Genomic DNA, 26,833 nt, shown 5'->3' with positions numbered 1-26,833 from the left:
TTTCACATTTATTCCAGAAAAAAATGAAGTGCCGTTCAACTATATTCATATAAATCTTCTAAAAATAGTAGGAAAAATAAAAAAGGAGCAGATTTCCGCTCCTTTTTATCCTTTTACGATTGAAATTATTGAATCCCTTCTGGTAACTTAATTGAATCAAACTTTTCATATGAATCAATCTTTATACTCACAACTGCATCCAATTTTTCCTTATCTGTACTAGCTTTTTTATCTGAGTTACTTTCACTCACTTTTATAGTTGTTCGCATCTCTTCAAATTTATAATCTTTTGTTATTATATATTCAATATTAAACGCATCCATATTAAATCCTTCCGTTAATTTTTTCATATCTCCATTAATTTTTTGTAACGTATCTACCGCTTCTTTTCCCTTTAAATCAAGTGTAAGTTTATATGTGTCTCCATCTTTCTTTGCTTTCATTTTCTTAGCCAAAGCTTCCGGTAAATCTAACTCATTAAGTAAATTTTTACTGACCATTACATCATTTACATTAAATTGATCATTAGGTATCGTAACTAACTCTCCTGTATCAGGGTTTTTCACTTGAGCAGCGACCTTTCCATCTACTTCATACGTTACAATATCTGTACCACTTATTTTCATTTCAGCTCTAGAATTCTTCAGTTTCGGCTCCATTTGTATTTTCATTTTAATTTCTTCTGATTGGCCGCTCCCCTTCATTGACATAAGAGATGTCAATGTAAGATATTCCTCTTGTTTTAATCCGTCAGCTGCTTTTTTAAAAATATCTTTCGCTACTAACTCTTTTTCTTTTTTTACAGATACTGTTTTAGGTCCACTTGTTTTTTCACTGCTACAACCAGTTGTTAAACCTACTATTAGCGCCAAACTAGATATTACAACCATTTTCTTCATACTGATTCTCCCCATTCCCCACTTAAAAATATTTTCATCCCATGTATAGTAAATAAACTGAAATAAATATATATACAATAATTATTTAACCTCTAAACGAAACCAGTTATTCAATCCGTATACTAATGTAACTAAAGCTCCTATCATACCAAAAACAACAATATTTATACCAATTGACGAACCAAATAAAACAGCCATCATTGACACCATCAGTAATAGCATAGCAATACTATTTATCTTAATTTCTACTACATCGCCATCCTTTACTTTCTTTTCTTTACTTCCAAAAAAGAATTGTTTTACTTTAATATTCGCTTCATCTAATTCAAAAGGAAGCGTATATTCTTCGTTATTCTCAAGTTTCATTACTACTTCGTTATCTACCTTTACAGCAACTCTTGCTGCTCCTCCCATTACCCCTGTTGCTCTTATTACTTTAATACTCATGCTAAATCTCCTCTCCCCCTATGACTTCTCCATGTCATTCATTTTTGTAATTCTTCTCTTATGAAATCCTTGAATGTAAAACAAAAAATGTATTTGTATGACATCGAAATCTTTTACGCTATACACCCATTTCTCGTTAAACAAAATATTCCAACAGAAATTATAACAAGTTCCTGCAAATTTTTTTGTCAAATTTTGTCGCGTTTACAAAAAAAGAGACTCTTACATATAGTAAAAGTCTTTTCTATCATTACCGTGGCTGTAACGTTAACATTTTCCCTTCTATTCCCGCTGTATTCAGTGTAGTCGTATGATAAATCATCTATTTGATCATGATACCAATCCCTTCTAAAAGGATAAAAATCCTCTTCCCCCTAATTCGCTTCTATTATGAAAGAACCTTTTGAAACATTGAAAAACCCCCTTCATTTTCCTACCAATGAAGGGGGTTTTCTTATCGTTCGCTACGCCAACTTTCATTATGCCCAAGATTTGAATCTGTCGCTACTTGCACATCATATAACATTTCACTAAAGAAGCGTTTATCTACTTCTTTTGGTACAATGCGTCTTTCATCATCAATCTCATCGTATTCATATGAACCACGATTCACTGTACCTGCTTTATAAAATTGAATGTCAAATACACATACATCTTCTTCATCTTCATAACCAATCGGTGCTCCGCTAAATGACAATTGCACTCCTAATCCGGTACGAGTATCTTCTTTGTAAAATGTATAATATACACCGCCATCTTGAACAGACCCACGGATCCATCCAAGCTTCGTCATCTTACCGAATAACGAACGACCATTTAGTAAAATACCGCCAAATCTCTCAATAGCACTCTCATCATTCTCTTTTACTACAAACACTGGACGCTCAATTTGTAGGAACGGCTGAACAATTCCCGCACTTTCTAATTGCTCTTTCCATAATTCCTTCTCCGCCTCAGGCAATTCTAACGGATGAACGAAACCAATAACAGTGCCAGATGAAAGTTCATAACTCTTCCCGGCAATTGTACAGAACACGCCACCTTCTGCATAACGGAATGCCTTCAGCAACTTCCCTTCCTTATACTCACCCCAAATGAGTGAAATAGAAAATTGCTTCATAATTGGATTATCCATAAATACAGACTTCCATGCATTATGTGACCAATAACGCTTTAATGAAAGTGCCGTTTCCAATCGTTGTTTTTGCATGGAAAGAGTATTTCGGAGTTCCTTCTTTAAAGAGGCTAATTCTTTTTTAGCCTCTTCAGCCTTTTCTACATCATCTTTTGCATCCGGCTTTGGAAGTGACTTCATACGTTTTCCTTCTTCTGTCTCTAATTCAATTTTTGACTCTGTAGTTAAAATGGCAGTAAAACTTCGATTCCCGAAATCAATTATTTTTTCACCATGTATAGTAAAGCCAAGGTCCGGCACCAATTGATCTTCCAGCTCTTCCTCTGTTATACCACGTGTTTTCGCAGCAAGACTTAGCGCTTCTTTTGCTGCATTACGTACTTGCTTATGTTTATATTTAAATGCTATTGCATGAATAGACATAAGTGCAAGCTTAGATGAAGACAAACCTAAAGCACGAACGGCATCCGCTGCTATCTTTCCTCTCATTTGAAGCACCCATTCAGCAATTTGCTTTATAAGTATGTCGACCATTTTGTCGTCACTATACATTCCGTATAGCGAAAGAATTCCACGTTTCTTCAAATCTGCGTCTTGAGAAATCCATATTTGATATATTGTTTGCACATATTCTTTTAAGTCCTCTTCATTTAAAGCTCTACCAATTACTTCTGCTGTTTCTTTCTTCTCAATAACAGCATCTGAAATATACTGTTGTAAATAGGCTAACGGAATTGCAGCATCAGCAATTTCATCAGAGTCACGTAAACGGATTTGTGGCTCATCCCCAATCAATTGCAGAAGTGAATTTCTTGTTTGTTCAGTTAAAATACGTGCACATAGTTCTTCTATCTTTTCTTCCTCCGTTTGAAATAAAAACGAGAATTTTCCTGCGAAAGATTCATTTTTACTTTCTTGCAAAGCTTCCTGTACAAGTTTCGTATATTTTTCAAGCTTATACTCTATAAGTATTTTCATCACATTTTCACGAACAATTTTCTTTTTATTATGAAGTTCAACTGCTACATCTGCTGCAGCTTCTACATCTTTTGAAAGCAGTTTAACTACAGACTCACGCATTTTTTTAGATGAATCTCCTAAGCTTTTAATTAAAATTGGACGCATTTTAATCATGTTATCCTTTGCTAACTCTTCTAAAATATATGCTTTGGCCACAGCAGAATACTCATCAAATCGTTCAATGATGTACGCTTGTTCTTTTACAATTACACAAACAAGCGCTTCCTTCGCCTTATTTCGCTCTTCACTGTAGCATGCAGCTTCTTCAACTGCATAAGCGATAAGCTTTTCCTTACTTAATCCATACGAAAGCAGATCTTCTAATACTTGTTTCGGTTCTACTCCTCTGACAGAACATTCGTAAAGAAGTTCGTATAAATTAACACTATCTTCATCTCCAAACTGTAGTGTAAGTACAGCTTCCCTCTTCGCTATATCATCTATATCCCAAAGAAGCGCAACCTCTAACACCGGCATACCCCAATACATACTTCTATATTTCGGATTTTTAAGTATTTGCTCCATATCCTCAAGTGACAATTTCCCTAGTAAATAATCACGATATGTATCCCGCACTGTAGACAATTTTATTTGCAAAGCAGCAACAAAAAATTCTTCTCGCATTTTCCCTATATTTAGCTCATATCCTTTTTCAGCTAACGTGCGTGCGATGATGAGATAATTCATTTTACTTACATATTGCAAAGTACGTTGAATAAATTCAGGATCTTCCTCCAACATAAAGCATAGCAATTCATATTCATACGTCTTACAAAAATCCTCACTATTTAAATCATGTTGCCTTAGACGATGCGCAAAAAATCTTTCCTTAGAAATCCAAAACTGTGTACAAAAACTTTGAATTTCTTCATATGTTTCTCTATTTACACTACCAGTTTTTTTGTAGTTTTGAGACTGACCGAGAGTGTGACACATATAACGTGTTGCATAGTTTATAAAACCCCAAACATTTTTCTTCGCCAATATTTCAATATATCGCCTCGCAACATTCGAATATTTATGAACACAAAATAATAGCCGCCAAATATGTTCCGGTAAATTCCCACCTATAAATACTTCACTATCATCTTTACCTTTTAAATACCGTTTAACTGCTTCAACCTTTTCCTTTTCCCCTAGCAGTTTCAATATAAATTCTGTATGTTCTTCTAACCTCTCATTCAATAAAGAACTATATGTACGAAACTTTTCATAATCTACATCAAACATTACAAGAAGTAATGTTACTTGCTGGTTAGTTGGTAAAGTATGTAATTGTCCCTCTATATAGTTCGGATTCTCTCTTGTTAACTCTCTAAGAAAAACATCTGCTTCATTCACATAACTTGAAATACTGGATAAATATTTACATGCGATTGCTACAAGTTTGTCCAAAGGAAGTGCACTTTTTTCTAAATAAATCTTCATTTTAGAAAAACTGACATGCGCAAAACGGACTACAAGAACATTTAATAATTGCTCCTCGAGTATATGGTAAAATAATCGAAAAAAATCCGGATCTTGTTTATGCACTTTCCTAAAATCGTTTATAAATCGCTCCGCAAAATCGCTTCTTTTTTGATCACGAATTGTCGTTAGTTGAATATCTTTTAAAATCTCTTCTTCTTTTGTCTGTAAATATCGTTGTGATAATTGTTTCTGTTCTTCTGTCATATTAATATATTGAAACAACTCAGATGTACTAGTAGTCAAACTTTGTACCCCCCGCATCTTTTTATCTATTATAAAAATACCCTTATTTAATGGTAGTATAGCATAAATCTCACAAAAACGAACATACATTCTATGTTAAGTTAATGTAAATTAAAATACACTACTCAAAATACATTTCCTTCTCTCTAAACTTCCCATTACGCACTTCTCCCCACTAAAATCCTTTAATTTTTCACTACACCAATTCCTCAAAATCCCCCTCACATAAGCTAACGTTTTCTTATTATTTTCAAACGCAATTTTAAGTACCTCTAACACTTTCTCTCCAGAAAGTCTTTGTATCCAATTCTTCAATTCCTTCACAATATATGGGGATAAACTACTAATATTTTGTTCATAAAACTTATAAACTTCACTATTTGGAACGTCCTCTTCTATGGTTTCCACCTCTATCTCTTCCGCTTCTTCTTTCTCTTCAATAACTACTTGTGAACTACTATTATCCTCTTCTTTTGGCATACCAAAATGCTGCAATAATAATGGAATCTTGTATTCTTCTTCAAGGCATTTACGTAAAAATATATGTATGAACTCATTACTTTTTATAGTCTTTAACTCACGTAATACGCACTTCTCCACATTCGTATTTGAAATAGGGTTATAGTGTAACCAATTTATTATGAATACCTCTTTCGTTTCCGTATCATATAAAATCTTTCCATACTCAACAAACCTGTTTAGCAACTTCTCAACAGTCTCCATACTATAACCTGTTTCAAGCTCTGCCACACGCTTCGGTAATATGTAAATACCACATTGCTTTGTTTTCGTACCAGTTAACAAATATATGTAAAAATAACGCTCCTCTGGCGTTAAATCTAATATGAATTCATCTTGCCAAAAGTTCACCTGCACATTACGGTATACCGCCATATGTTTCCCTCCACTCTTTGCTAGTAAATAGGAAAATTTTAATCCTTCATTATAAAGATAGGCATACGGGAATGGTTTTGGCATTCGAATTACAATTTTTTTACTACTACAACGCCGGTTTCATTTTTTCGCGCTTGTTTTGTTCTTGTTTTTGTTTTTTCTTAGTGATTTATTACTTGGTAGGGGCTTAGAAGGGGCTTAGAAGGGCATTCTACATTACAATCTATGAAATACAATTTGTTCTTCCTACTAAATAGGAGCTATTCCAAATTATTATTTTGGATAGCTCCTTTCAAATTCTTCTTATTTTTTACTTCTACCAATGTCAGCTTCTACATACCATTTATTCTGCTATTTGCGGGCAGTAAAACTCTCATTTCAAAATTCGGTGAATAAACTGCTCGATTGCAGTGCGAGTGGCCCTCACTGATTAAAGTTTCCTTTTATTTTTGCATTGAATCTAACATCTTCACAATAAAGGCAGCTGCCTGACCACGAGTTGCTGTACCTCGGGGATCAAACTCATTATTTCCAATACCATTAACTACCTTTAGACTGTATAATCGTTGAACCGATTCTTTGTATGTTATTAAATGCTTATCTGTAAATGGTAATGCTACTAACTCACCTGTAATTCCTTTATATCGTAATGCTTTGTCAATCATAATAGATACTTCTTCACGAGTAATTGGTGAGTTAGGATCAAAAATCCCTCCACCACGACCATTAATAATTCCTACACTTGCACAACGTTTAATACCGTCATGAAGTGATGGATGTGCCTCATTAATATCTACAAATGACTTATTTCCCTCTGGTAGTTTAAGAGCATTCGAGATTAATTTCGCAAACTCCGCTCTCGTTACATTTCGATATGGCGCAAATACACCATTACCTTCGCCTTGCATAATACCTAGACTGTTTAATTTACGAATATGCCCTTCAAACCAGCCACCTGTAATATCATCTTTTGGTTTTTGTACTTCTTCCTTAGGCTTTTGTACTTCTTCCTTTGGTACATTGTAGTTAATTTTAATCCAACTTGGGTCATAGAAAATCCATTCTCCATTACCTACTTTATACCAACCATTTTTAACCGCTAATACTTTGTAACGATCTCCGTTTGAAGCTTTACGTACAACACGATGTTCAATACCCGCATCACTACGTACATTGATACCACTACCATTTACCACTAGTTCCATGCTAGGTTCAGCTGGATTATTTTCATTTGGATTAAATGAGTCATTTTTATCTTGTAAAGGCGTATCAATCTGCGCATTTATATTTGCATACCACTGAATTCCTTGTACGAAACCAGCCCAATTACCACGTGAAATTAAAATGTCAGGACATTTTTTCCCGCTCCATTGTTGATGCTTGTAAATATGATCTGCACCAATTCCTTCTTTGTTCATTAAATAACCTGCAAGTCGTTTTGCATTTTCTAACGCTTTATTGTAATCACCGTCTTGGTTAACCGCGATCTCAATACCGATAGACTCCCTGTTTCCTGATCCATCTCCATCTCCTGCATGCCAACCATTTTCGTTTGTTGGTAAGTGTTGATAAATTTGTTTATCGTCTACAGTAAAATGCCATGAAGCTGTTCGGAAAGTGCCTTCCGTTGCTTGCTTGTATAAATATTTCGCGTGATTTTCAGCATTAGCACCAGCGGCTGTATTTGCGGTCTCATGAATTGTAATGTAACGTGCTTTCATCGGATTTGCAGGACGAATATCAGGATTTCCTGCTGGAACAATCCACTCCACAAATGGAACTCCTGCAAGTGTTCCATATTTCTTCGTACTCTGTGCACTATATTGAATACCTCTTGGCTTTGCAACAGGTTTCATTTGACGATCAGATCCATCCTTTCGACCATCTACAGATTCAAATGCCTTTTCAATGTTTGAAATAGCTTCCTTTTCTGCTACTTGTCCCTTCTTAGCATTTTGCATTTTGTTTAATTCTTCTGTTTCATCATGTTTATGCTTATATTCTTCTAAAAGCATTTTTTCATTTTCAGATACTTCTGCTTCGTTAATTTGTACATGATTAGGAACTTCCAACTTGAAATTAGAATAATTTAATCCGCTCGTTCCGTGTTCTCCTTGGGCAATATTAAGTTGATCAGTTTGAGAGTTGTTTATCTCTTCTGCTGATGCTGATAAAGGTACGCTCCCTAAAATCACTAGACTTGTTGATAGTGCGATTACTTGTTGTTTGATTGTCTTATTCATTATTATAATAAATACATACACACTCCCACCGTGTATGTATCTCAACCTCCCTTTATTGTCACATTAATTTTTAAAAATATGAATCTACTATGTACTTCTATTATATTTTCTTTTTATTTATATATTTTAATTATTTTATTTTATACCCATTAAGAAAATATTTATATGTCATCCCTACAGATGAATTTCATCTAACATACTTTTTATAAAATTCGTCAACAAACATTATTTTACAACTAATTACAAATACCGTCAAAATAATCAATTTAAACTTAGACAAATAACTGGCATACAATTTCATAATAAGAGATCCTATACTATCGAAATACATCTATTACAAATTCCCTTTAACGTTTTCAACAATCTCATTTATCGTATTCCGATCAAACTTATCACTAATTTCATATGACTCACGATCTCCTACGAATTGCACGCCTACGATATCATTGCGATCCTTACCGTATTGCACTTCAATAATAGATCCTCGCTCTATTTGTTTCCAAATGAGACCTGCTTCATCTTTATTATCTAAAATAATGCAGTCTTCAATATTTTCGTCAATCCCAATTAACTTATTATCATCCATATATCCAATCTCGTATTGTTGCCGTTCTTTCGCTTTGCCACTTACTAATATACCTTTGCTACCATATGAGTAATCCATATAGTCCTTTTTCTCCGTTTGTACCGCTTTCGGCTTTTGTGCTTCAGTTTTTTCAGCAGCCCCACAACCTGTAATAAGACTGATTGGGATAACCACTATTAATACTAATCTAGTAAATTTTTTTATCATTTGTAACCAACCTCATATATTTAATGCAAAACTCCATTTATTACTCTATTAAAGAATAACATGATACTAAGTAAACAGAACGAAAGATAACATATTATTTACATACTCGCACTTTAATGAAGGACCAGGCCATTTAAACCTAGTCCTACATAACTTTAACTTTGCTTCACATACTTAATTGTATTAAATGACGTCTCATTAAATAATTGCAAGTTTTCCCCATCATAATCTTGAACTTTATATGCTATTTTCTTTTTTTGAATTGTATCTTCTACACCGTCTACTAAACGTTTATTGAGATGTAAATAGATTGTAAAAGCTTCCTTATCATATTCCCAAGTTCCTTCAATATAATTCTTTTTATTTGGATACTCACCTTTACCATATGTTTCAAATGTCTTATCACCTTTTAAAATGAGTGACATATTGAAACCGTCTGTTCCTTGGAATCCCCAATTACCGATTAATTCCGTACCATCTTTCACATTCTTCATAACGTTATCTGTATTAATTCCAGCTTTCTTATCTAACTCTTTCAAATCTTTCATTGATACTGTACCATCACCGATTTTAATATCCCCTTCAAGATCTTTGAATGCCTTAAGCCAGTAAATATCTCCTTCTTTCACTAATTTTTCAGATTTCTCTATTAACTCTTTATCAGTCTTATCACCTTTTTCTCTTTTTTCTTTTCTGGTGAATACTTCATTTATTAAAGAAAAAGACTCTCTAAAATAACTAATTGCTTTTTCAAAATCTTTTTGTTGGTTTACATACTCTGTAGGGGGATCTATTGACTCAAATTTATCTAACACTTTATTTAATTCTTTCACACTATCTACTATATCTGATTTCTTTTTCTTACCGTCAAAAACCTCTCTTGTAATATTGTTATGCTCCGCAAACAACTTATCAAACTCTACTCCTAATTTATACACTTTATTAGGATAGTCTTCCTTTGAAACTTTTTCTTTCTTACTATTAGACTTCGATTCTTTTACTTTAGACTCTTCCGTTTTCTCCTGTTTAGAAGTGTTCGTTTTCTCAGAAACTCCACAACCAAATAACAACATGACCGGAACTGCTACCCCTAGTAGTTTCTTTGCATTCATGACTGATTTCTCCTTCTACTTGAATAGATTACTCTTGCTATACCCATCCTCTTTTTTTATCTTGTAATTAAAGTTACAATCGCAATAACTCCTAGAATCGGTCCCCAATATTCCATTTTTATAAAAAATAATGAGTGCTTTTTGTTAAACATAACTTTTTCACCAGTTTCGGCATCTATATAAACTTTCCCATCTGGCTTATTAATATATTTACCTAAATACCAAGACATAACCCCTGATATAATAAACATTACCGCCATTGGCCAACTATGGTCTTGAAAATATGTAGCGTCCCCCGTTATAGATCCAAAGATAGCCTTACCCAAAAGAGTATTAATAATTACAATAATTGCGACTAAAAAACCCCAACCAGACCAAATAATCATCTATTTCTCCTCCTAAAGCGTACAACTTTGTACTTTATGTTAATTTGAACTGCAAACGAAAATGTTTAAAAAACCGAATATTCAGACGTTAATAATTATATTTAGCTTACATTCGATTCTAACTTTAATGTCCTAAATGCAAATGAACCAGATATAATTTGTAAAATTGTCGGAATAAGTAAAAAGAATAATGACATAAATAACATAACTATAGGAATCACAATCATACAAACTCCATAAACTTTATTATTAACCTTGTTTACTAAACACGATAAAATGAACAATCCTATTTGAACCGTTAAAATAATAGAGTAATAAGCTAAAAGTTCGTAATCAACACCTTCCATAATATTAAACGCTACAACTATTAATATTATGGAAATAATAATTCCCAAAATGCCACCAATTAAACCTAATACGAATTCAGGTGTTCTTTTCAATTCAATCCCCCTTTTATGAACCACTAACAACTTGTATATTTTTCCCATTCACCATCATACCAAATATTCATTGGAAAAACTATACAAATTTATTTTTTATTCTACTATACTTTGCTTCTAACTATAGATAGCTTGTAGCAGTCACAAAATCAAAAGCTTCAAAATTACTAACTGGTTTTGATACCTTTAGAAAGTAGACATACCTCTTGAATACAATTAGTATTAACATATGAAATACTAAAAGCTTAAAAAGGCTTTCACATGAAGAAAGGAAGTTGCACAACTATGGATCTTAAAACAGTTATGCAAGAACTTGAAGCTCTAGGTAAGGAACGAACGAAAAAAATATACATATCTAACGGTGCGCATGAGCCAGTATTCGGAGTAGCTACAGGTGCTATGAAACCAATCGCTAAAAAAATAAAATTAAATCAAGAGTTAGCTGAAGAGCTTTATGCCACAGGTAACTACGATGCTATGTACTTTGCAGGTATTATTGCCGATCCAAAAGCTATGAGTGAGTCTGATTTTGATCGCTGGATAGACGGGGCATATTTTTATATGCTATCTGATTATGTAGTGGCAGTAACTTTATCGGAGTCAAATATTGCACAAGATGTTGCTGATAAATGGATTGCAAGTGGGGACGAGCTTAAAATGTCTGCCGGATGGAGTTGCTACTGTTGGCTTTTAGGAAATCGCAAAGACAATGAGTTTTCCGAAAGTAAAATTTCCGATATGCTTGAAATGGTGAAAGATACAATTCATCATTCTCCAGAACGAACAAAATCCGCTATGAATAATTTCCTAAACACTGTGGCAATATCATATGTACCACTACATGAAAAAGCAGTCGAGACTGCAAAGAAAGTTGGTATAGTTGAAGTCAAACGTGATAATAAAAAAAGCAGTTTGTTAAATGCTTCTGAAAGTATTCAGAAAGAACTAGATAGAGGAAGACTTGGTTTTAAGCGTAAGTATGTAAGATGTTAAAAGTATGAAGGTGTCAATCTAGGAGAGATTGACACCTTTTTTGTGGACATTACTAGACTAACGGAGCTGCAAGTTAAAGGGAACCAATCATTCATCTCCCACTATACATCTCAAACTTCTTCTTTCAATTTATATACCCTATCTCTTTTCTCATCATCTTTGATAAAAATAAGTTTTCCTTCTGTAACAAAACCTTCTAATAGTAAACATACTTGTCCATATGCTTTAGGCTTATTCGTAGTGAATCTTTCATCGGGTATTTTACCAGATCGTATTAATCGTTCACATAGCTCAAGCGCACTTATTTCTTCAGAATCAATTAATTCTAAAATATCTTTTTGTAATGGTGATAAAGGGGCTGGTACCTTACATACCTCAGCTACCTCCACCTTTTCTTTTTCTTCTTCAAATAAATCTTCAAATGAAATTTGATTCATTACACCTGTTCCTTTCTAACAATTGATTTATATAACATGAATTGAATTCTATAGGTACGAAAACTTTAAATATTAGTCATTGTTATGTAGTGCTTACCTCGTTACATGAATTTCAAACTCATGTACATCATTTCATATAGTATATTTTGATTATACCAAATATACGTTCTGCCTTCTATTGTAGAATTTTTATAACAGAAATGAAAGTAATAGTGAACATTTTTCTTCTCTTTAGTTGTATAGAAAACTATGTAAAAATTTTACATAGTAAAATTATAGTTATCTGTTAAATTTCTACGCTAATACGCAAAAAAACACTCGTTGCCTTTAATCGACAATCGAGTGCTTTAAGTTCATCTATTTTTAAGTAGCATAAATTTATAAATTTTGTAGTAACAGTATGACACCATTTATATGTCGTGACAACGACTATGTTAACACTTACGAGTTTGTATGAGTTCGTTAGTTTAATATACATTCCATATGTTTATATTCATCGCCAAATAAAATGCTATCTCACCTAAGATTTTACTTTATTTTCTATTCTATCATTGCACACAGTACTCCATGATGGTACAACCATCATGGAGTACATACTTTCAAAAAACCTTTTATTTTTTCTATCTACTTCACATAAACTTTGTTTTTCATTGATTTATATATGTGTTAATGTGTTTCGTTATCATATTCGCTTGTAGAATATAAATTAAGTAGTAAGTCTAAGTCATTTGAACGAATCCTATATCTCTATTTACCTAGTAATAAAATATCTATTTATTCTATTATTGTACTGGCCCCATAAAACTAGTAATAATAAGAATATGTTCCTTTAATTTGACCTTTTTTAAGTTCTCTACTTTTTTTGCTCCACCTAAACCTAATAGAGGTGTATAACCAAAACACTCCTCGTAATCTAACTCATTATATTGTTTAAGCGCTTCAGGATAAGGTTGCCAAGATAAATCTTCATCTCTAAATTCTAAATCAGTAATATTTTGAAAGAAAAATTCAAATGTAAACATAATGGTCTTTACTATACCATACCTGTAATTAAGTAATCTAACATATCCATCTGACCAAATAACCAAGTCTCCCATACCCGTAGCAAACAATACTATTGAATCCTTATATCTTTGACTACTCTCCTCCAAAATCTCTTTAAATTCCTCTGGATTTACACTTTTAAAATACCCTTGCATAAATGTACCAAATCCATAATTACTCCATAAATTTATTATTTCATTAGGTACTACATGTTTATACTTTTCAATGATTTCACTCGGAACTTTATTATGCAACTTAAAATCTTTTAAATATTGTTCCATCTAAACTCCTCCTCTAATGTGTTAATTTTACATTCAAATAAGTACTTTTTAGTTGTTCTGGTGTCATGTTTTTGGCTAATTCCTTAATTTGTTCATCAACAATATCAATTCTATACCGCCATTGACTACCTATAGAAGAATTAATCCTTTTATCTCCCATACCTCCTATTATTTCTACCTTTCCACCTGCTATCTGGTCAGGGTTGTGAAGTGCAGCTTGAGTATCTAGCCATTCCTTGGCTTTTTTCTTGGCATTTGATAACGTTAATCCTTCTCTTTGTAGTTCATTTACCTTTTGTACATAAGCTTCTTCTCTAGCAGCTTGTTGAGCAGCATTCCCTTCAATAGCTCGCCCCTGTGCTATGTATCTTTCACTATTTTTTAAATACTCATCCACTGTAAGCTCATTCATACCTTTTTCTTGGTCTTTTAATTGTCTCGCAAACTCTTCTGAATCATGTTTTACATTTCTATTAAAGTTCACTTCAATTTCTTTTATTTTAGGTACATCATTTAAATGCTTACCATTACCCGTACCCTTAGCAAGTTGATAAGCGTCATCTTTAGCTACCGTACTTGCCGTTGAAAACTTTCCAACTACTTCTCCAACAGTTGAAGATTCTATATAAGAAAGCTTCATTCCTATTCCAGTATCCTCCGTCCTAATTGCTGCTGGAATAGGAGTATTTTTCATAGCATCTAGTGCATTTTTTTAAGTCTTATTTTCCTTAAGCGATTGTACCACATTATTTCTACGCTAAAACGCAAAAAAGCACTTGTTGCCTTTAATTGACAATCAAGTGCTCTAAGTTCATCTGTTTTATAAGTAACATTAATCCGTCACTATTCTTTTTTCAATAGCCCAACTAAAGTTAGTTGATTTGGATATTTTACATATTTACTCGCTAATAATGCATTCCTTAATTTAACAGAGAATATTTTAAGATTTATTTTGCTCTTCATATTCTTTCATCTCTTCGAATTTTCTTCGCTCATTTTCATTACTCGGTTTCTTCCCTAAATATTTATATTCAAAATAATCCACTCGGTCATTCGGTCCAAAAGTAGATTGATACCATTTAGTATACCCATAATAAATTTTTAATTTCCCCTCAGATGTCACAATCACGTCAAAAGGTTTATAGACTTTGTATCAAAATTTTAAAAACCTTTTATTCAAAACCGATAACAATCCATTCATCTACAAAATCCCAAAAGTGAACATTATATTTAGGCTGACTCTTAGCTGACCAAAAAGTAGCATTGTTATTCTTACAATTTTCATAATCTATAGCTATGTAGCTCCCCATACCATTACTAAAGAATCCAAAAGATGTTTTTAAATTAATCTTTATAGGTTCTTCCAATTCATCTATAATCCCCCACTCTAAGTCATCATCCCCAAAGTAAGTTATAGCTTCTAATGGCATCAATCCCATCGATTCACTTGTGTAATCATAAAATCCATTATGAACATTTTCATAAAAGTCCCTAATAGATTCAGGAATTTCTCTCCATGAAGATTCTAATTCCTCATTATTAAAACTATCTTTAGGATTTCTTCCTTCATAATATAAATCTTCTCCACCTTGATTTTTTATTGTATACAAGATTGAATAGGTGTCCTCACTTATCATCAGTTCAATATCCTCAAGGTATTCTGATAAGTAAGCAATAGTATTAGATAAATTATTATCTACATATTTTTTCCATATACTTAAAATTTTCTTGATTCTCTTTTCTCTATTATGTTCACTAAATACTTCCACCCATAAATCAGGAATTAAAGATGCATTTATATTCTTAAATTCATTTGCATTAATCAATTGAATATCTTCATTATACTCTCTTAATATATCTAACTTAGAACTCATTTTTCCCCATCCTTTTTAATATTATTTTATATTATTCTTTTTTAAAATCATCAATTTGTTTTTGCAATATTCTTTCAAGCTGTTTTTCTCTTGTAATCATCTTGCTCCTAAAGTCAAGACTAACTTCTATCTCATCTGGTGTTCCCTTTTTATAATGTGTCCATTCTTCATACGATTTAGATTGCTTTGAAGTGTTTGCAGATTTACTTAATCCTGTAAAGTTTTCTGGGTTATTTAATACTTCTAACTGTTGTTTTTCTGTTAAATTACCAAAACCATCCATACTTGCAATTCTGTCCATAGACACAATATGATCTGCTTCTAGTGAACCTATAAAAGTTTTTCCAGGAAGAGCCTGATCCTCCGTTTCTATCTTTTTATTGTGGCCTTTATTTACTTGTTTTCTTATTTTTGCTGTCGGTGTTTTTTTTCTTAATGCTTCATATTCTTCATCTGTAATCTTTCTCTCACCGTACCTAGGAGGAATTCCACTATCCCCCGTACCCTTAACCCCACCACTCTCCAAATTCGAGATCTTACTCTGAATACTCGCCTTTGAGGCATCATGGGCTTCTTGGAATTTCCCGCTATAGTTCGTTCCAGATCTAACGACACTTCCATCTGGCATTATTTCTACACCTTTAGCGAATGGGGTTACGGAGTCCACACCTTTTGCTAATGTATTTTCAATTATATAATAATAGTAATTTTCATTAGCCTGAATTCATAAAAAATAATTTCTAAAAATTTATAGCATGTCTATCTATTAAAAAAGCACTTGTTGCCTTTCGTAGACAATCAAGTGCTTTAAATTCATCTGTTTTTAAGCAGCATAAATTTGTAAGTTTTGTAGTAACAGTATGACACCTTTTATATGGTAACAAGTAATACATTAATACTTACGAGGTCATTATTATTATGTCCTTTCCATGTCTTTTCAATAAAATATCATCTCACCTAATTCTCACGCTTTTCTTTCTAATACAGTTGTAAAAATAAAAAATTCAATAGCCACTACGTTCTCCTAACGTTGCCATTGAATTCCTTTACTAAGCATGTACCTTTGTCAGCGTCCAAGTAACCAATAAAATAGGCACATTTCTCAATTTATTTTTCTATTATCAACCCTCCCAAATCCAAAACATTTTTATTATTTTGAATTCAGGAGGTGAAAAGTTTCAATGCATTTGTAGTAACACATGGTGTTATTAAAATTGCACGTGGTCAAAAATAGCACATTCTAGATGGTTATGCAATCTTGATATTAACTTATAAGAAAATCTTGATCGGATTCAAGGGTGAAGGCATACAATCCTTAGGTCTATCTATAATATTTGATACACCTTTCTTGAAAAGGAATTCTATCATCAAGCAACACCTCTTCTTGCAGGATTTTTGTTATATTCTCTATTTTCCCAATGAATAATGCATAAAAGTCGCCCGAATTTGGATATAAAAACAGACCAAATCCCTTTGGTGACAGTATTTTGTTGGCCATCTTGATCTTATCGGGTAAAAATTCATAATTAAATGCTTCTAATCTCTCAAGTTCTTCTTGTGTTGCTAATTCAATTTGGTGGGCAAATTCGTAATCAAGAATAAAATTGACAATTTCTTGGTATTGCTCACCTTTATAGTCAACGTATAAAAACTGTTTCGTTGTCAATCCATATTTTAATAGGTCTTCATGTAAGTCATAACTTCCTTGTTCCTTCAAAAATGTTTCCAAATCCTTGCTATCAGGAAATATAATCTGCGCTATCCCTTGATCAGGCATCTTAGCTTCCTCCCTTTTATTGAAATAATTCTCCATGCTTGTTAGGAATATATTCCGGATAGTTTTCACGATAAAATTGATCGATCATCTGAAGTACGGGATCCCATTCAGGATATGACTCATGTTCCCCAAATACCATTCTAGCTTCTGGAGTATTCATCAGAAAATTATCGATTTGAGTAGGTACTGGCAACCCTAGTTGTTTCCTTACATGGATTAAAAATAATATTTCAAAAGGATAAAATCCGTATCTGAAATCACCAAATTCACCTAGCTGTCCGATTTCAGAAGCTAACGCAGAATGATACTGAGACATTATCGAAATTAGATATTCTATTTCTTCTAAGTCACGAGTCGACCAACGTCCTAACACTTCATCATATATATTTAGGTCTTCAGGGATTAAATCGCATCGCAGTTCAGCTTCTTTAAACTTATTTTTCACGACTAGATGCAATTTTTCATTTGTCCCCATGATGGTTTTATTTCTATACTGCAAGTATAGCTCTAGCAAAAACCAAATATGTCTATTCTCTTCATTAGCATCTATTAAATGTCCACCGAAGTGATGAACCATAAAATCATATAATATATTTTCTTCTTTCTCCCATCCATACATTGCAAAATGAACTAATGTGAGGACGACTTCTTTAAACGTATACCCCAAAATCATCTTTGGATATCTGATTTTATAAAGATCTTGTCCCATGCACTGGTAAAATAAGACTTTCTGCATGTTCTTTAATCCTTCTACATTGTTTCCACCGCTTATCAATACATCGTTTTTCCATAGTGACAAGTGATATGAGAAAATTTTGCTTAAATTTATTAGTAGGATATGATCTTTCTCTGTTTCATTTTGCTCAACAATTTTCTCAACCTTACTTCTACTGACATTATATTTATCTTTAACATCTTCAAATTTGATTCCATCCACAAAATTTTTGCTATATCTTTTAAAAGCCATTTCTAACTTTTTGGGGTTCATCATTGCATCCTCCCTATGAATTAATCTATTTTCTTATTCCAGTCCTTTACCTTTAACTCATCAACACCGAATCCAGTATCAGTAATCTTTATATCTGTTTCAACTCTAATAAAATCGAATTGTAGATCCGGACTCTCCTCCATCAGATTCTCTAAGTTATCTCTAAAATTAGCATACCTAGGATCATCGCTGTTAACCATGTCTTGAAAATAAGTATCTCCACCCTTTTTCTGTTTATCCGAGTAACTAAAACTAGCGGAATCTGATGCCTTTGATTCAATAATAGTTAACTTTGGCGGCGGCCCTTTCGATAGGAATGCTGCATCTATACCATTTCTCCCCACTTGGAACAGATCGGAAACATCTTTACCTAAATCACTGTCTCTAGCTACTATTTTTGTCACTTCTTCCCCAAAATCACCTTTATCATGAGAAAAATATTTAGAATTATCGATTTTTCTTTCATACTCCTTTGCAACCTTCAAGTCATAATGATCACTAATAACATCTTTCGTATCCAACTTGTTGGCCAATTTATTTTTTTCTCGCGTTAATCTTTTGACTTCTTTGTCATTTCCCTCTATTTTCAATCTATTTATTTCTTTATCTAACTCTTTAATTTCTTTTGAGATATTGTCTGAAATGTTACTGCCATAACCAACTTTACCCGTACCCTTAACCCCACCACTCTCCAAATTCGAGATCTTACTCTGAATACTCGCCTTTGAGGCATCATGGGCTTCTTGGAATTTCCCGCTATAGTTCGTTCCAGATCTAACGACACTTCCATCTGGCATTATTTCTACACCTTTAGCGAATGGGGTTACGGAGTCCACACCTTTTGCCACTAGACCTTTAATGAAGTAGTCCGCATCATTAATCTTATCTACGGTTTTCCAGCCTTGTATTTTTAAATTTTTTAATAGATTATTTTCCTTAAGCGATTGTACCACATTTTTACCCAAATTTGGATTAAAACCAGGCATTCCTTCTTTGAATTTTAATAATTTGGCTAAATCAGCTAATTCACTCGTCCCTTTGAATGCTTTTACTCCTTTTCCTACTGCTCCAACAACTGGGATTGCATCTAATCCGCCAAAAATGATGTTTCCTACCCGCTCTTCTTGGCTCAATTTCCTATGTGTTCCCCAGTCTTCTCCGTCGATACCGCTTTTTATTTGTACACCTCCGTATACTACTGCGGCAGCGGCCCCGAGTGGTGGACAAAGGATTGTTGTGATGATGATTCCTACGCCTATTCCTATGTCTCGCACCATTTCTAGTTTTTTCTGTTCATCTTCTATCGATTTGTATTCAAATCCCCGTGTGGATGGGACTACTTTCTTGTATTCTTCATAATTTAATTTTGCATCTGGATTTTGTTTTTTTAGTTCTTTGTATTCTGCCCTAAGTACGTTATCAAATGCAGGAGAATCTCTAAAAATATCTTCTACTGTTATTTTATCTTTCTTCTTCTGTATTGTTTGTGGTACACTTCCGTAGCCTGCATGCGCACCTGGTAATACTGTCGTTGTTGTAGAGCCAATTCGGTTATTTGTTTCAAAACTGAGAATAGATGTATCTCTCATTTTTTGAGCGAATTTATCCATTTCTACTAAAAAAGGTTTATCTATATGTTCAGAGACTAATCGCCCTGCTTCTCCGCAATATTTTTGTAATGTCGAATAGCTATCAAGTAATTCCCCGATTTTTTGCGATTGATCTTTAGGATTAAAATGTATACTACCATCCGAGTCTAAATCTCGTATTCTTCCATCAATTCTTTTTAATGATGCATTTGCTTCCCGTAATTTCATGAGTGCATCTTTTGTAATTCGATTCATACCATCCCCCATGTTTTGCCATGGTTCAGGTCTATATTTCACATCCATCTCGTTTTCATCCCCCCAGCCGTATGGTGATTTCTACAACTTACTTAATATTTCACGTAATTGTTCGTCCTTTTCAAGCATTTCTACACATACATTTCCTACAACTGTCGCTGACCTAGAATAGTGTTCAGCCAATTCTAGTGTTTTGTGTAATATATCAGAATATTTTTCAATTACTCTCATCGCTTCACCTTTTTGATAAAAATCACAGCTTAATAAACTCTCAATATTCGTTCCAATGACGTCTACATGGATTTTATATATATTTTCTAACTTCATTACTATATCAAGTAGTTCTTGAAAATTAACTAATACTTCTTCTCCACCACCAGAACCACTATCTCCCATTGATACTTGCATTATTGAATACCTCCTAACGAGAATTGTCTCGGGTCAATTAACTTTTTATATGGCATTTTTAACACGTCATACAATTTCTTATTAACCGCATAGAGGCTCACCCAGTCATATCGATTACGATCTACATCTATTTGAACGAAATCTTCTCCTTCAGTGAAATATAAGAAACATTCCCATTTTCCTCCTCTATTACTTCGAGGCCTCGTATACGTTTCTATCGCTATAACGTCTTTATTTGATAAATCTTTTTCCTCAAATGTTTGTTGTTCTGCCTCTGTCATTCTCTTTGAGAAAAATGTATCTTCTATTTCCCTCGGTTCTCTCAATAAGAAAGGAATGCGTGTTAATAATGAAAAATATACGTCCGGTTTTGGTATGTAGTCGATCTCGTATTTTTTATTTGGTTCTATTTCTGTTAATACAGCCACTCGGTCTTTATCCTCTTTTAAAAAGCCAATTAATACATTATTCATTCTCGTGTATTCATGACAATTTTCATATTCCTTTAATAGTTCAATTATTTGAAAAGCTGCAGGGGTAATTCCATTTTCACTTGTAAGTAGGCCTTTTTCTTTTAAACTCGTAGTTGCTTTCGTGACACATTCTGCATCAAGTAAAATAATTGCGTCACGGTTTGGCAATCCAAATATATCGGTAACCCCAGCTGCACCTGCGAGAACATATAATTCAGCAGGTGCAAAACTCATTTCTTTCCCCATTCTTTTATCCCTCGTTTCTCCATCACAGTTGTTTTATCGCCCTTACTTCCGATTTATCTCCGTACGTTTGAATGCTTTTATCTAACTCTTTCAAAGCTTTCGTATGTCCTTCAAATGCCTCTACCATTTCTGAATTATATTGAATGATCAAATCAAGATAACTTAAAAATGCATCTCTCGTTTTTCCATTCCATTTCGCACCTGTGACATATGCTTTTAAGTCTTTCGCTTGGTTTAAAGAATCCTTCATACCATTTTCAATGTTTTGTGCGTAAGAAATGGCACTTGCAGTGTTACTTCCTATAATTTCAACCTCTTTACCACTCATGTTCGTTCCCTCCATTCTTTGTATGCTTAATGGATAAGTTTTTCAAATTCCTTTTTCTTTTCTTCAAAAGCCTTGGTCGCTGCAGCGTATGCTGACGCTTTCTCTGATTCTGCTTTCGCTTTATATTCCAAATACTTTGCATAAGCTGTACTTTTTGCAGATCCAACATCGCTTAATGCACTTTTAAAATAGGATACTAATGTATGTAATTCTTCATCCTTTTCATGACGTTTTTGTTCAAATTCAACTGCCGGAATTTTATTAGCTTCTAAACCATTACTTTTACTCTCATACTCTCTCTTCGCTGATTCAGCCTCTTGAATGAATTGCTTTAACTCTCTTTCTTTATCTTTTAAATAATCATGTAAATCATCATACCGATCTCGTTTCCTCGCACTTTCTGTAAAACCAGACGCATTTAAAAAAGCATTGTACAATTCATCTAACATCTTTCTCCCCCTTTAGCACAATAACTATGTAGTTAAATTCGTATATTTAAACATGAATATTCATTACATTAAGAATTAACAAATAATTATTTTTACATATTGCTATTTTATCAAAGGGATTTTAACATTTCCATATTTTATGAATGGCTTTCGCATTTTTCTTCAATAAAGTGAAACTTTAATCAATATGACTATGTATTTATTACTACCTTTTATCCAATTCATTCGTATTAAATCCTTGCTTGAGAGTAAGACCAGTTCTTTCTTATTTCATCAACAACTATTTCTGGATAATCCCAATGAAGCGTACGAGTAGGCTCCCTGATTCGTTATACTATTTCTTGGGCTGTTTTGTTTCTATATTCATTCCAATATTTTGGCTCAGTCGCTCTTAAAAGAACAATAGAAAAAGGATCTGATATGAATATCAGATCCTTAACTTTAATTTCTTAATACATACATCTTTTTACACGATAACTGGTTCGTACGTGCTCAAATTATCATACTCAGTTTTTACAATACTAGGTGGAAGGTTAACACATCCTCAGATTCACCTTTTCTTGTAGCAGTGCATAATATTTAATAAAATTAAAGCATATTTTTACTTACCAGACTTAATTTTTTCGTTATATTCTTCTAAAGTTAACCCTTTTTCTTTTAGATAAACGGCAACTTCTTTTCCTACATAACGATAGTGCCATGGCTCATACTTAATGCCAGTAATATTCTCTTTATCTTTTGGATAGCGGAGAGTAAACCCATATTCTGCAGCATTCTTATCTAACCATTTGAATGCATCGGTAGTTTCAAATTTTGCATTTAAATCTTCTACAGTATTTTGCCATTCAACTGAAATAATGTCTAACGCTAATCCAGTATGATGTTCACTTGCACCAGGATACTGAAGATATTCCAATGCCTTAGCACTAGCCTCTTTATCCGACAAACCTTGAGATTTATAGCTTTTAACTGAAGCATCATAATAAGTTTGTTGTAATTTTATAGCTCGATAACCTGATCTTAAATAAAGATTGATTCCCTCTTTTTTTGCAGCTGCTACCATATCCTGATAGGAAGTTGCAATTCTACTATCTATTTTCATATTTGGCTTCGCATTTTGAGTGATACTTGTTAATTCAATTCCTAGTTCCTTTGATAACATATGCTCTCTATTTACAAGGATAATTCTCCAATCATTAACATCAGAGATAGGTAAAACATCTTTTTTCTTCGCATGTATTTCATTTTTATTTTTATCGTTATTATTAGTAGTTGCCTGAGATGTTTGTTTTCCACTACAAGCAGCAAGACTCCATCCCATTGCTAATACCAATGCTAAAATTATAAATTTCTTAATTGTATCTCATTCCCTTTTTGTTTATTAGTCTTTATACCAATTTCCCAACACGTCTCTAGGAATCTCCTTGAAATCCTTCAAAGAAACGGGGCCGACAAATTTTTTAATTCCATGTTTTTTAGAATTTTCATCCGAATAATCTTTTAAAAATTGAATTTTAAATTGTTTCTTACCATCGGCATAGTCGGTTACTGTCGGTACGATTGCCGCTTGTCGTATACCAAAAGTTTTATCTTCATACTTAACAAATTGTACATAAGATAATCCTCCAACTAATGTTTCTAATTTTTCTTGCGCAGAAATAAGATTTCCAAGAGAATAATAGATTAGCGTTTCATGTCCATCTTTATTTTGTTTCCACTCAATTGGTTGAATTACATGTGGATGATTTCCAATTACTACATCTACACCTAAATCTGTTAAATATTGAGCAACTTCTTTTTGTTGCTTTGAAGGTGTTGAGGTATATTCTACTCCCCAATGCACCATAACAATCACCATATCAGAGCTACTCTTTGCCTTTTCCACATCATTTTGTATCGCTTTTTTATCAATTAAATTTAAAGCCCAAGACTTATCAGCTGGAATTTTAATTCCATTCGTACCATATGTATAATTTAGTAACGCAAAACGAATACCATTTTTTGTAATCGTTTTTATTTCATTACGCTCGTTTTTACTCTCATTAATACCTACCGGGATAACATCCGGATATTTCTTCCAGTATTCTCTTGTATTCGCAACACCTTTAATACCCATATCCATAGCGTGATTTGTCGCTTGCGTCACTATATTGAATCCAGTGTCCACTAAAGATTGGCCTACTTCTTCAGGTGTATTGAAAGTCGGATATCCCTGTACTTTTAAATTATTTCCGGCAATCGGAGTCTCCTGGTTCACTATAGCAAGATCACTTGATTTAACAGCTTTTTTGATATTTTCATAAATATAATTATAATCATATGAACCGTCTTTTTGTTTGCCATCTTTAATTACTGCGTCATGATATAAATTATCACCCGTAGCTATTAAATTCACAACCGATTGTACTTTTTTGTCTTCCGTAAAATTAGGAGACTGTTGGATAGGACTTTTATCTACCCAATTCGGTGCTTTTAACGATGTATCTATATTGGATTCAGCCGGTGGTAATGAAGCTTTAGACGTCTTAACATCTGTATTACCACAAGCGGTTAAAAGCACTAAAAAAATAAGACATACTAAAAAAAACTTTTTACTTCTCTGTAAAGTATCTAACATGTGATCCTCTTTTCTGTTTTATTCCTTATAACCAGTTCTAACAAATCATTCTTTAAAACAACGTATTTTGGTTTTACCCTTAATTATGGAAGGACACTCTGTTACACCTGCTTCGGAATATACTAATAATTGTTTTCCGCTTTCTAGCAATCTATCGATTCCATCAGAAGTGATAGGTTACTAGAAAAAGATGATCCATCAGGATGTCGACTAGTTTGATATACCTATTCCAATTGCAATAACTCGTTTAATATTTAAACAAGATAGGAGAATCGTTCATATAGCCTCTTCTCTCGCTTTATGTTTAAGGTGCCTCCAAAAAAGGGATCGTTGCTGTACCCCTTTACATAGTGCGAAATTTTTGTAACTAATTTCTTTCATTCAAGCGACAAACATTATACCGATAACAATAAGTAAGACCCAAGAACTTATTTTACCAATATACGAAAAAAGTAGCAATCTTTTGTCCCATATAAAGAAGCCCATTAGGAGAAATGAACGAGAGATTCATTCTATTCAATTCCTGCATTGATTAATAAAAAAACAAGCCACCCAACTATTGGATGGCTCTATACTATAAAGAGAATTTGTTATTGGATTACTTCAATTTCCCTTCAAAAACAATCTTCCTACCGCACGGTTCAACTACTGTTTTGCCGTCTTTTTTTACTTCATGAAAGATTGGCTCTTCCATACGACGAGACGGAGCGTAGCCTTCTTGTTCCATACGTGCTAAGCAGTCTGTAATTGTTTCATTTTCAAGTACTTCAAATTTCTTTTTATTAGGTTGTTTTGTCATGCCCTAACCTACTTTCTATTTTTCTTGATGCAAATTGATTTTTCATGTAGACCATATATAACATTGCGAGAATTCCCATTATAATCATAACCGCAATAAAAAAGCTTGTATACTGTATTTTTTCTATAAATACGCCGCCTAATACAGGTCCCATAATACTTCCTAAACTAAAAGCGATTCCGGATAATATATTACCTGCCGGTAGTAAATGTCTCGGTAATAAATCAGTCATAAATCCAAGCCCTAAAGAGAAGCACGATCCAATAACCATACCCGCTAAAAGCATGCAGGCAAAGACGATCCAGTAATATTGATCAAATACGGCGGCAAGTAGAAAAATGCCCGTACTTATGCTAAACGTCCACGTTAATATACGGTCCCTTCCGTATTTATCACTCAATATACCGAGCGGAATTTGTGTAATAATACCCCCAACTGCAAATGCTGGTAATAAGAAGGATACATCTGAAACAGACCACCCTTTACGAAGTGCGTATACTGGTAAGTTACTGTTTAGCATTGCTTCAAGTACGCCATATGCAAGTGGTCCTAGCAGTGCAATCCATCCTAATCCAACAACTTGTTTATAACGAGAAAATGATGATTCACTCTTTACTTCTCTTTCATCTTGCGCTGGGAATGCATTTTTTGTTGGAAGTAGTAAAAGCCAACCTATTAGACAAAGTATAGTAGATATAATAAATGGCGTTGCAAGACCGTACTGCACAGTGCTTGCTAAATACGGGCCAACGGCAAAACCAATTCCGAAGAATACACCGTATATCGATACTTGTCTCCCTATTTTACTTGGGTCTGATGTTGTCGTGATCCACGTTTGTGTTCCGACATGAAGCATATGATCTCCGACTCCAACTAGAAATCTAAGGATAAACCATACCCAAAACGAAAATGTTTGTGTAAAAAAGAATAATGAAATAATAACGAGAAACCCACCTATAACAATAATCGGCTTCATTCCAAACCTTTGCATCGGTTTTTCAAGAAACGGCGAAATGACTAATATCCCAATGTACAATGCCGTCGCATGAATACCATTAATACTTGAACTAACCCCTTCTTGTTCAAAAATCATTGCAATGGCCGGTAAGAGCATTCCTTGTGATAAACCCGAGATTGCTACAATCCCAACCATAATCCAAAAAGTAAAACGCATTGACATCCCTTTCCCTCTC

The 26,833-nt window shown here is 33.5% G+C and carries 26 protein-coding genes and 1 pseudogene; 1 reads left to right on the top strand and 26 read right to left on the bottom strand.

From position 1 onward, the window contains the following. Positions 1 to 125 precede the first annotated feature (125 nt). The 9 genes from AU379_RS07895 to AU379_RS07855 all read right to left on the bottom strand — a co-directional run bounded on the left by AU379_RS07895 (position 126) and on the right by AU379_RS07855 (position 11,082). The gene (locus AU379_RS07895; RefSeq protein WP_000738989.1) at positions 126 to 899 is read right to left on the bottom strand and encodes a DUF6612 family protein; all 774 of its coding nucleotides are present in this window, start codon (positions 897 to 899) and stop codon (positions 126 to 128) included. Positions 900 to 980: 81 nt separating this feature from the next. Next, positions 981 to 1,346 carry a hypothetical protein gene (locus AU379_RS07890; RefSeq protein ID WP_000025025.1) on the bottom strand — a complete coding sequence of 122 codons (366 nt, stop codon included), beginning with the start codon at positions 1,344 to 1,346 and terminating at the stop codon, positions 981 to 983. 454 nt (positions 1,347 to 1,800) lie between these two features. Then, positions 1,801 to 5,214 (bottom strand): DUF4132 domain-containing protein, encoded by a 3,414-nt coding sequence (locus tag AU379_RS07885; RefSeq protein WP_061139089.1) that lies wholly within the window; start codon positions 5,212 to 5,214, stop codon positions 1,801 to 1,803. 111 nt (positions 5,215 to 5,325) lie between these two features. Continuing rightward, a complete protein-coding gene (locus AU379_RS07880) occupies positions 5,326 to 6,108 on the bottom strand; it encodes a DnaD domain protein (protein WP_000312089.1) in 783 nt (260 codons plus the stop codon). Between the two features lie 443 nt (positions 6,109 to 6,551). Then, positions 6,552 to 8,351, bottom strand: coding sequence for an S-layer homology domain-containing protein (locus tag AU379_RS07875; RefSeq protein ID WP_061139510.1), 1,800 nt, complete (start codon positions 8,349 to 8,351; stop codon positions 6,552 to 6,554). A gap of 334 nt (positions 8,352 to 8,685) precedes the next feature. Beyond that, positions 8,686 to 9,144, bottom strand: a complete 459-nt coding sequence (locus AU379_RS07870; RefSeq protein ID WP_000591634.1) for a hypothetical protein — start codon at positions 9,142 to 9,144, stop codon at positions 8,686 to 8,688. A gap of 155 nt (positions 9,145 to 9,299) precedes the next feature. Next, positions 9,300 to 10,256: a DUF3994 domain-containing protein gene (locus AU379_RS07865; RefSeq protein ID WP_000992211.1), complete on the bottom strand. Its 957-nt coding sequence runs from the start codon at positions 10,254 to 10,256 to the stop codon at positions 9,300 to 9,302. A 56-nt stretch (positions 10,257 to 10,312) separates the two neighbouring features. Beyond that, on the bottom strand, positions 10,313 to 10,642 hold the full coding sequence (locus AU379_RS07860; RefSeq protein ID WP_000587853.1) for a hypothetical protein: 330 nt from the start codon (positions 10,640 to 10,642) through the stop codon (positions 10,313 to 10,315). Between the two features lie 101 nt (positions 10,643 to 10,743). After that, positions 10,744 to 11,082 carry a DUF4064 domain-containing protein gene (locus tag AU379_RS07855; RefSeq protein ID WP_000831724.1) on the bottom strand — a complete coding sequence of 113 codons (339 nt, stop codon included), beginning with the start codon at positions 11,080 to 11,082 and terminating at the stop codon, positions 10,744 to 10,746. 285 nt (positions 11,083 to 11,367) lie between these two features. Here AU379_RS07855 and AU379_RS07850 point away from each other — a divergent pair, with 285 nt between their 5' ends. Beyond that, positions 11,368 to 12,075: a DNA alkylation repair protein gene (locus tag AU379_RS07850; RefSeq protein WP_030026447.1), complete on the top strand. Its 708-nt coding sequence runs from the start codon at positions 11,368 to 11,370 to the stop codon at positions 12,073 to 12,075. A gap of 110 nt (positions 12,076 to 12,185) precedes the next feature. Here AU379_RS07850 and AU379_RS07845 read toward each other — a convergent pair whose 3' ends face one another. From AU379_RS07845 to AU379_RS07765, 17 genes and pseudogenes are all read right to left on the bottom strand, one after another. Next, entirely contained in the window at positions 12,186 to 12,512 is a 327-nt protein-coding gene (locus AU379_RS07845; protein ID WP_001071909.1) for a DUF3895 domain-containing protein, read from the bottom strand. Between the two features lie 782 nt (positions 12,513 to 13,294). Next, complete coding sequence (locus AU379_RS07840) at positions 13,295 to 13,837, bottom strand: T6SS immunity protein Tdi1 domain-containing protein (protein WP_000438859.1); 543 nt, start codon at positions 13,835 to 13,837, stop codon at positions 13,295 to 13,297. 13 nt (positions 13,838 to 13,850) lie between these two features. After that, on the bottom strand, positions 13,851 to 14,321 hold the full coding sequence (locus AU379_RS07835; protein ID WP_033685803.1) for a polymorphic toxin type 15 domain-containing protein: 471 nt from the start codon (positions 14,319 to 14,321) through the stop codon (positions 13,851 to 13,853). Between the two features lie 456 nt (positions 14,322 to 14,777). Beyond that, a pseudogene (locus AU379_RS07830) lies at positions 14,778 to 14,972 on the bottom strand (immunity protein YezG family protein); the annotation flags it as partial. Positions 14,973 to 15,009: 37 nt separating this feature from the next. Next, the gene (locus AU379_RS07825; RefSeq protein ID WP_000095661.1) at positions 15,010 to 15,711 is read right to left on the bottom strand and encodes an SMI1/KNR4 family protein; all 702 of its coding nucleotides are present in this window, start codon (positions 15,709 to 15,711) and stop codon (positions 15,010 to 15,012) included. A 31-nt stretch (positions 15,712 to 15,742) separates the two neighbouring features. Further along, positions 15,743 to 16,378: a hypothetical protein gene (locus AU379_RS28610; protein ID WP_082769916.1), complete on the bottom strand. Its 636-nt coding sequence runs from the start codon at positions 16,376 to 16,378 to the stop codon at positions 15,743 to 15,745. A gap of 654 nt (positions 16,379 to 17,032) precedes the next feature. Continuing rightward, positions 17,033 to 17,488: a hypothetical protein gene (locus AU379_RS07815; protein ID WP_001113308.1), complete on the bottom strand. Its 456-nt coding sequence runs from the start codon at positions 17,486 to 17,488 to the stop codon at positions 17,033 to 17,035. A gap of 16 nt (positions 17,489 to 17,504) precedes the next feature. Continuing rightward, entirely contained in the window at positions 17,505 to 18,479 is a 975-nt protein-coding gene (locus AU379_RS07810) for a hypothetical protein (protein ID WP_025689851.1), read from the bottom strand. A 17-nt stretch (positions 18,480 to 18,496) separates the two neighbouring features. After that, positions 18,497 to 20,368, bottom strand: a complete 1,872-nt coding sequence (locus AU379_RS07805; RefSeq protein WP_061139088.1) for an ADP-ribosyltransferase — start codon at positions 20,366 to 20,368, stop codon at positions 18,497 to 18,499. Between the two features lie 33 nt (positions 20,369 to 20,401). Further along, positions 20,402 to 20,728, bottom strand: coding sequence for a hypothetical protein (locus tag AU379_RS07800; protein ID WP_044584687.1), 327 nt, complete (start codon positions 20,726 to 20,728; stop codon positions 20,402 to 20,404). Continuing rightward, entirely contained in the window at positions 20,728 to 21,447 is a 720-nt protein-coding gene (locus AU379_RS07795) for a DUF5081 family protein (protein ID WP_000514121.1), read from the bottom strand. The genes AU379_RS07800 and AU379_RS07795 overlap by 1 nt, the downstream gene beginning before the upstream one ends. 22 nt (positions 21,448 to 21,469) lie before the next feature. After that, complete coding sequence (locus AU379_RS07790) at positions 21,470 to 21,775, bottom strand: WXG100 family type VII secretion target (RefSeq protein ID WP_000014535.1); 306 nt, start codon at positions 21,773 to 21,775, stop codon at positions 21,470 to 21,472. A gap of 26 nt (positions 21,776 to 21,801) precedes the next feature. Further along, entirely contained in the window at positions 21,802 to 22,224 is a 423-nt protein-coding gene (locus tag AU379_RS07785; protein WP_000883470.1) for a hypothetical protein, read from the bottom strand. A gap of 601 nt (positions 22,225 to 22,825) precedes the next feature. Next, on the bottom strand, positions 22,826 to 23,557 hold the full coding sequence (locus AU379_RS07780) for a M15 family metallopeptidase (protein ID WP_000241986.1): 732 nt from the start codon (positions 23,555 to 23,557) through the stop codon (positions 22,826 to 22,828). Positions 23,558 to 23,605: 48 nt separating this feature from the next. After that, positions 23,606 to 24,841, bottom strand: a complete 1,236-nt coding sequence (locus AU379_RS07775) for a CapA family protein (RefSeq protein WP_000887599.1) — start codon at positions 24,839 to 24,841, stop codon at positions 23,606 to 23,608. Positions 24,842 to 25,439: 598 nt separating this feature from the next. Next, complete coding sequence (locus AU379_RS07770; protein ID WP_000166303.1) at positions 25,440 to 25,640, bottom strand: NETI motif-containing protein; 201 nt, start codon at positions 25,638 to 25,640, stop codon at positions 25,440 to 25,442. Then, complete coding sequence (locus AU379_RS07765; protein WP_000062798.1) at positions 25,624 to 26,820, bottom strand: MFS transporter; 1,197 nt, start codon at positions 26,818 to 26,820, stop codon at positions 25,624 to 25,626. Before AU379_RS07765 ends, AU379_RS07770 begins: the two co-directional genes overlap by 17 nt. Between the last annotated feature and the right edge of the window lie 13 nt (positions 26,821 to 26,833).

The organism is Bacillus sp. JH7 (genome assembly GCF_001563515.1).
Lineage (GTDB): Bacteria > Bacillota > Bacilli > Bacillales > Bacillaceae_G > Bacillus_A > Bacillus_A cereus.
This window is presented reverse-complemented; position numbering and strand designations above follow the sequence as displayed.

Bases quoted from the DNA above. Each gene is read 5' to 3' on its own strand.
- AU379_RS07880 (WP_000312089.1), bottom strand. From the start codon at position 6,108: ATGGCGGTATACCGTAATGTGCAGGTGAACTTTTGGCAAGATGAATTC.
- AU379_RS07800 (WP_044584687.1), bottom strand. From the start codon at position 20,728: ATGCAAGTATCAATGGGAGATAGTGGTTCTGGTGGTGGAGAAGAAGTA.
- AU379_RS07865 (WP_000992211.1), bottom strand. From the start codon at position 10,256: ATGAATGCAAAGAAACTACTAGGGGTAGCAGTTCCGGTCATGTTGTTA.
- AU379_RS07785 (WP_000883470.1), bottom strand. From the start codon at position 22,224: ATGTTAGATGAATTGTACAATGCTTTTTTAAATGCGTCTGGTTTTACA.
- AU379_RS07810 (WP_025689851.1), bottom strand. From the start codon at position 18,479: ATGATGAACCCCAAAAAGTTAGAAATGGCTTTTAAAAGATATAGCAAA.
- AU379_RS07850 (WP_030026447.1), top strand. From the start codon at position 11,368: ATGGATCTTAAAACAGTTATGCAAGAACTTGAAGCTCTAGGTAAGGAA.
- AU379_RS07770 (WP_000166303.1), bottom strand. From the start codon at position 25,640: ATGACAAAACAACCTAATAAAAAGAAATTTGAAGTACTTGAAAATGAA.
- AU379_RS07805 (WP_061139088.1), bottom strand. From the start codon at position 20,368: ATGGATGTGAAATATAGACCTGAACCATGGCAAAACATGGGGGATGGT.
- AU379_RS07870 (WP_000591634.1), bottom strand. From the start codon at position 9,144: ATGATAAAAAAATTTACTAGATTAGTATTAATAGTGGTTATCCCAATC.
- AU379_RS07845 (WP_001071909.1), bottom strand. From the start codon at position 12,512: ATGAATCAAATTTCATTTGAAGATTTATTTGAAGAAGAAAAAGAAAAG.
- AU379_RS07895 (WP_000738989.1), bottom strand. From the start codon at position 899: ATGAAGAAAATGGTTGTAATATCTAGTTTGGCGCTAATAGTAGGTTTA.
- AU379_RS07875 (WP_061139510.1), bottom strand. From the start codon at position 8,351: ATGAATAAGACAATCAAACAACAAGTAATCGCACTATCAACAAGTCTA.
- AU379_RS07890 (WP_000025025.1), bottom strand. From the start codon at position 1,346: ATGAGTATTAAAGTAATAAGAGCAACAGGGGTAATGGGAGGAGCAGCA.
- AU379_RS07765 (WP_000062798.1), bottom strand. From the start codon at position 26,820: ATGTCAATGCGTTTTACTTTTTGGATTATGGTTGGGATTGTAGCAATC.
- AU379_RS07815 (WP_001113308.1), bottom strand. From the start codon at position 17,488: ATGCCTGATCAAGGGATAGCGCAGATTATATTTCCTGATAGCAAGGAT.
- AU379_RS07795 (WP_000514121.1), bottom strand. From the start codon at position 21,447: ATGGGGAAAGAAATGAGTTTTGCACCTGCTGAATTATATGTTCTCGCA.
- AU379_RS07840 (WP_000438859.1), bottom strand. From the start codon at position 13,837: ATGGAACAATATTTAAAAGATTTTAAGTTGCATAATAAAGTTCCGAGT.
- AU379_RS07790 (WP_000014535.1), bottom strand. From the start codon at position 21,775: ATGAGTGGTAAAGAGGTTGAAATTATAGGAAGTAACACTGCAAGTGCC.
- AU379_RS07860 (WP_000587853.1), bottom strand. From the start codon at position 10,642: ATGATTATTTGGTCTGGTTGGGGTTTTTTAGTCGCAATTATTGTAATT.
- AU379_RS07825 (WP_000095661.1), bottom strand. From the start codon at position 15,711: ATGAGTTCTAAGTTAGATATATTAAGAGAGTATAATGAAGATATTCAA.
- AU379_RS07775 (WP_000887599.1), bottom strand. From the start codon at position 24,841: ATGTTAGATACTTTACAGAGAAGTAAAAAGTTTTTTTTAGTATGTCTT.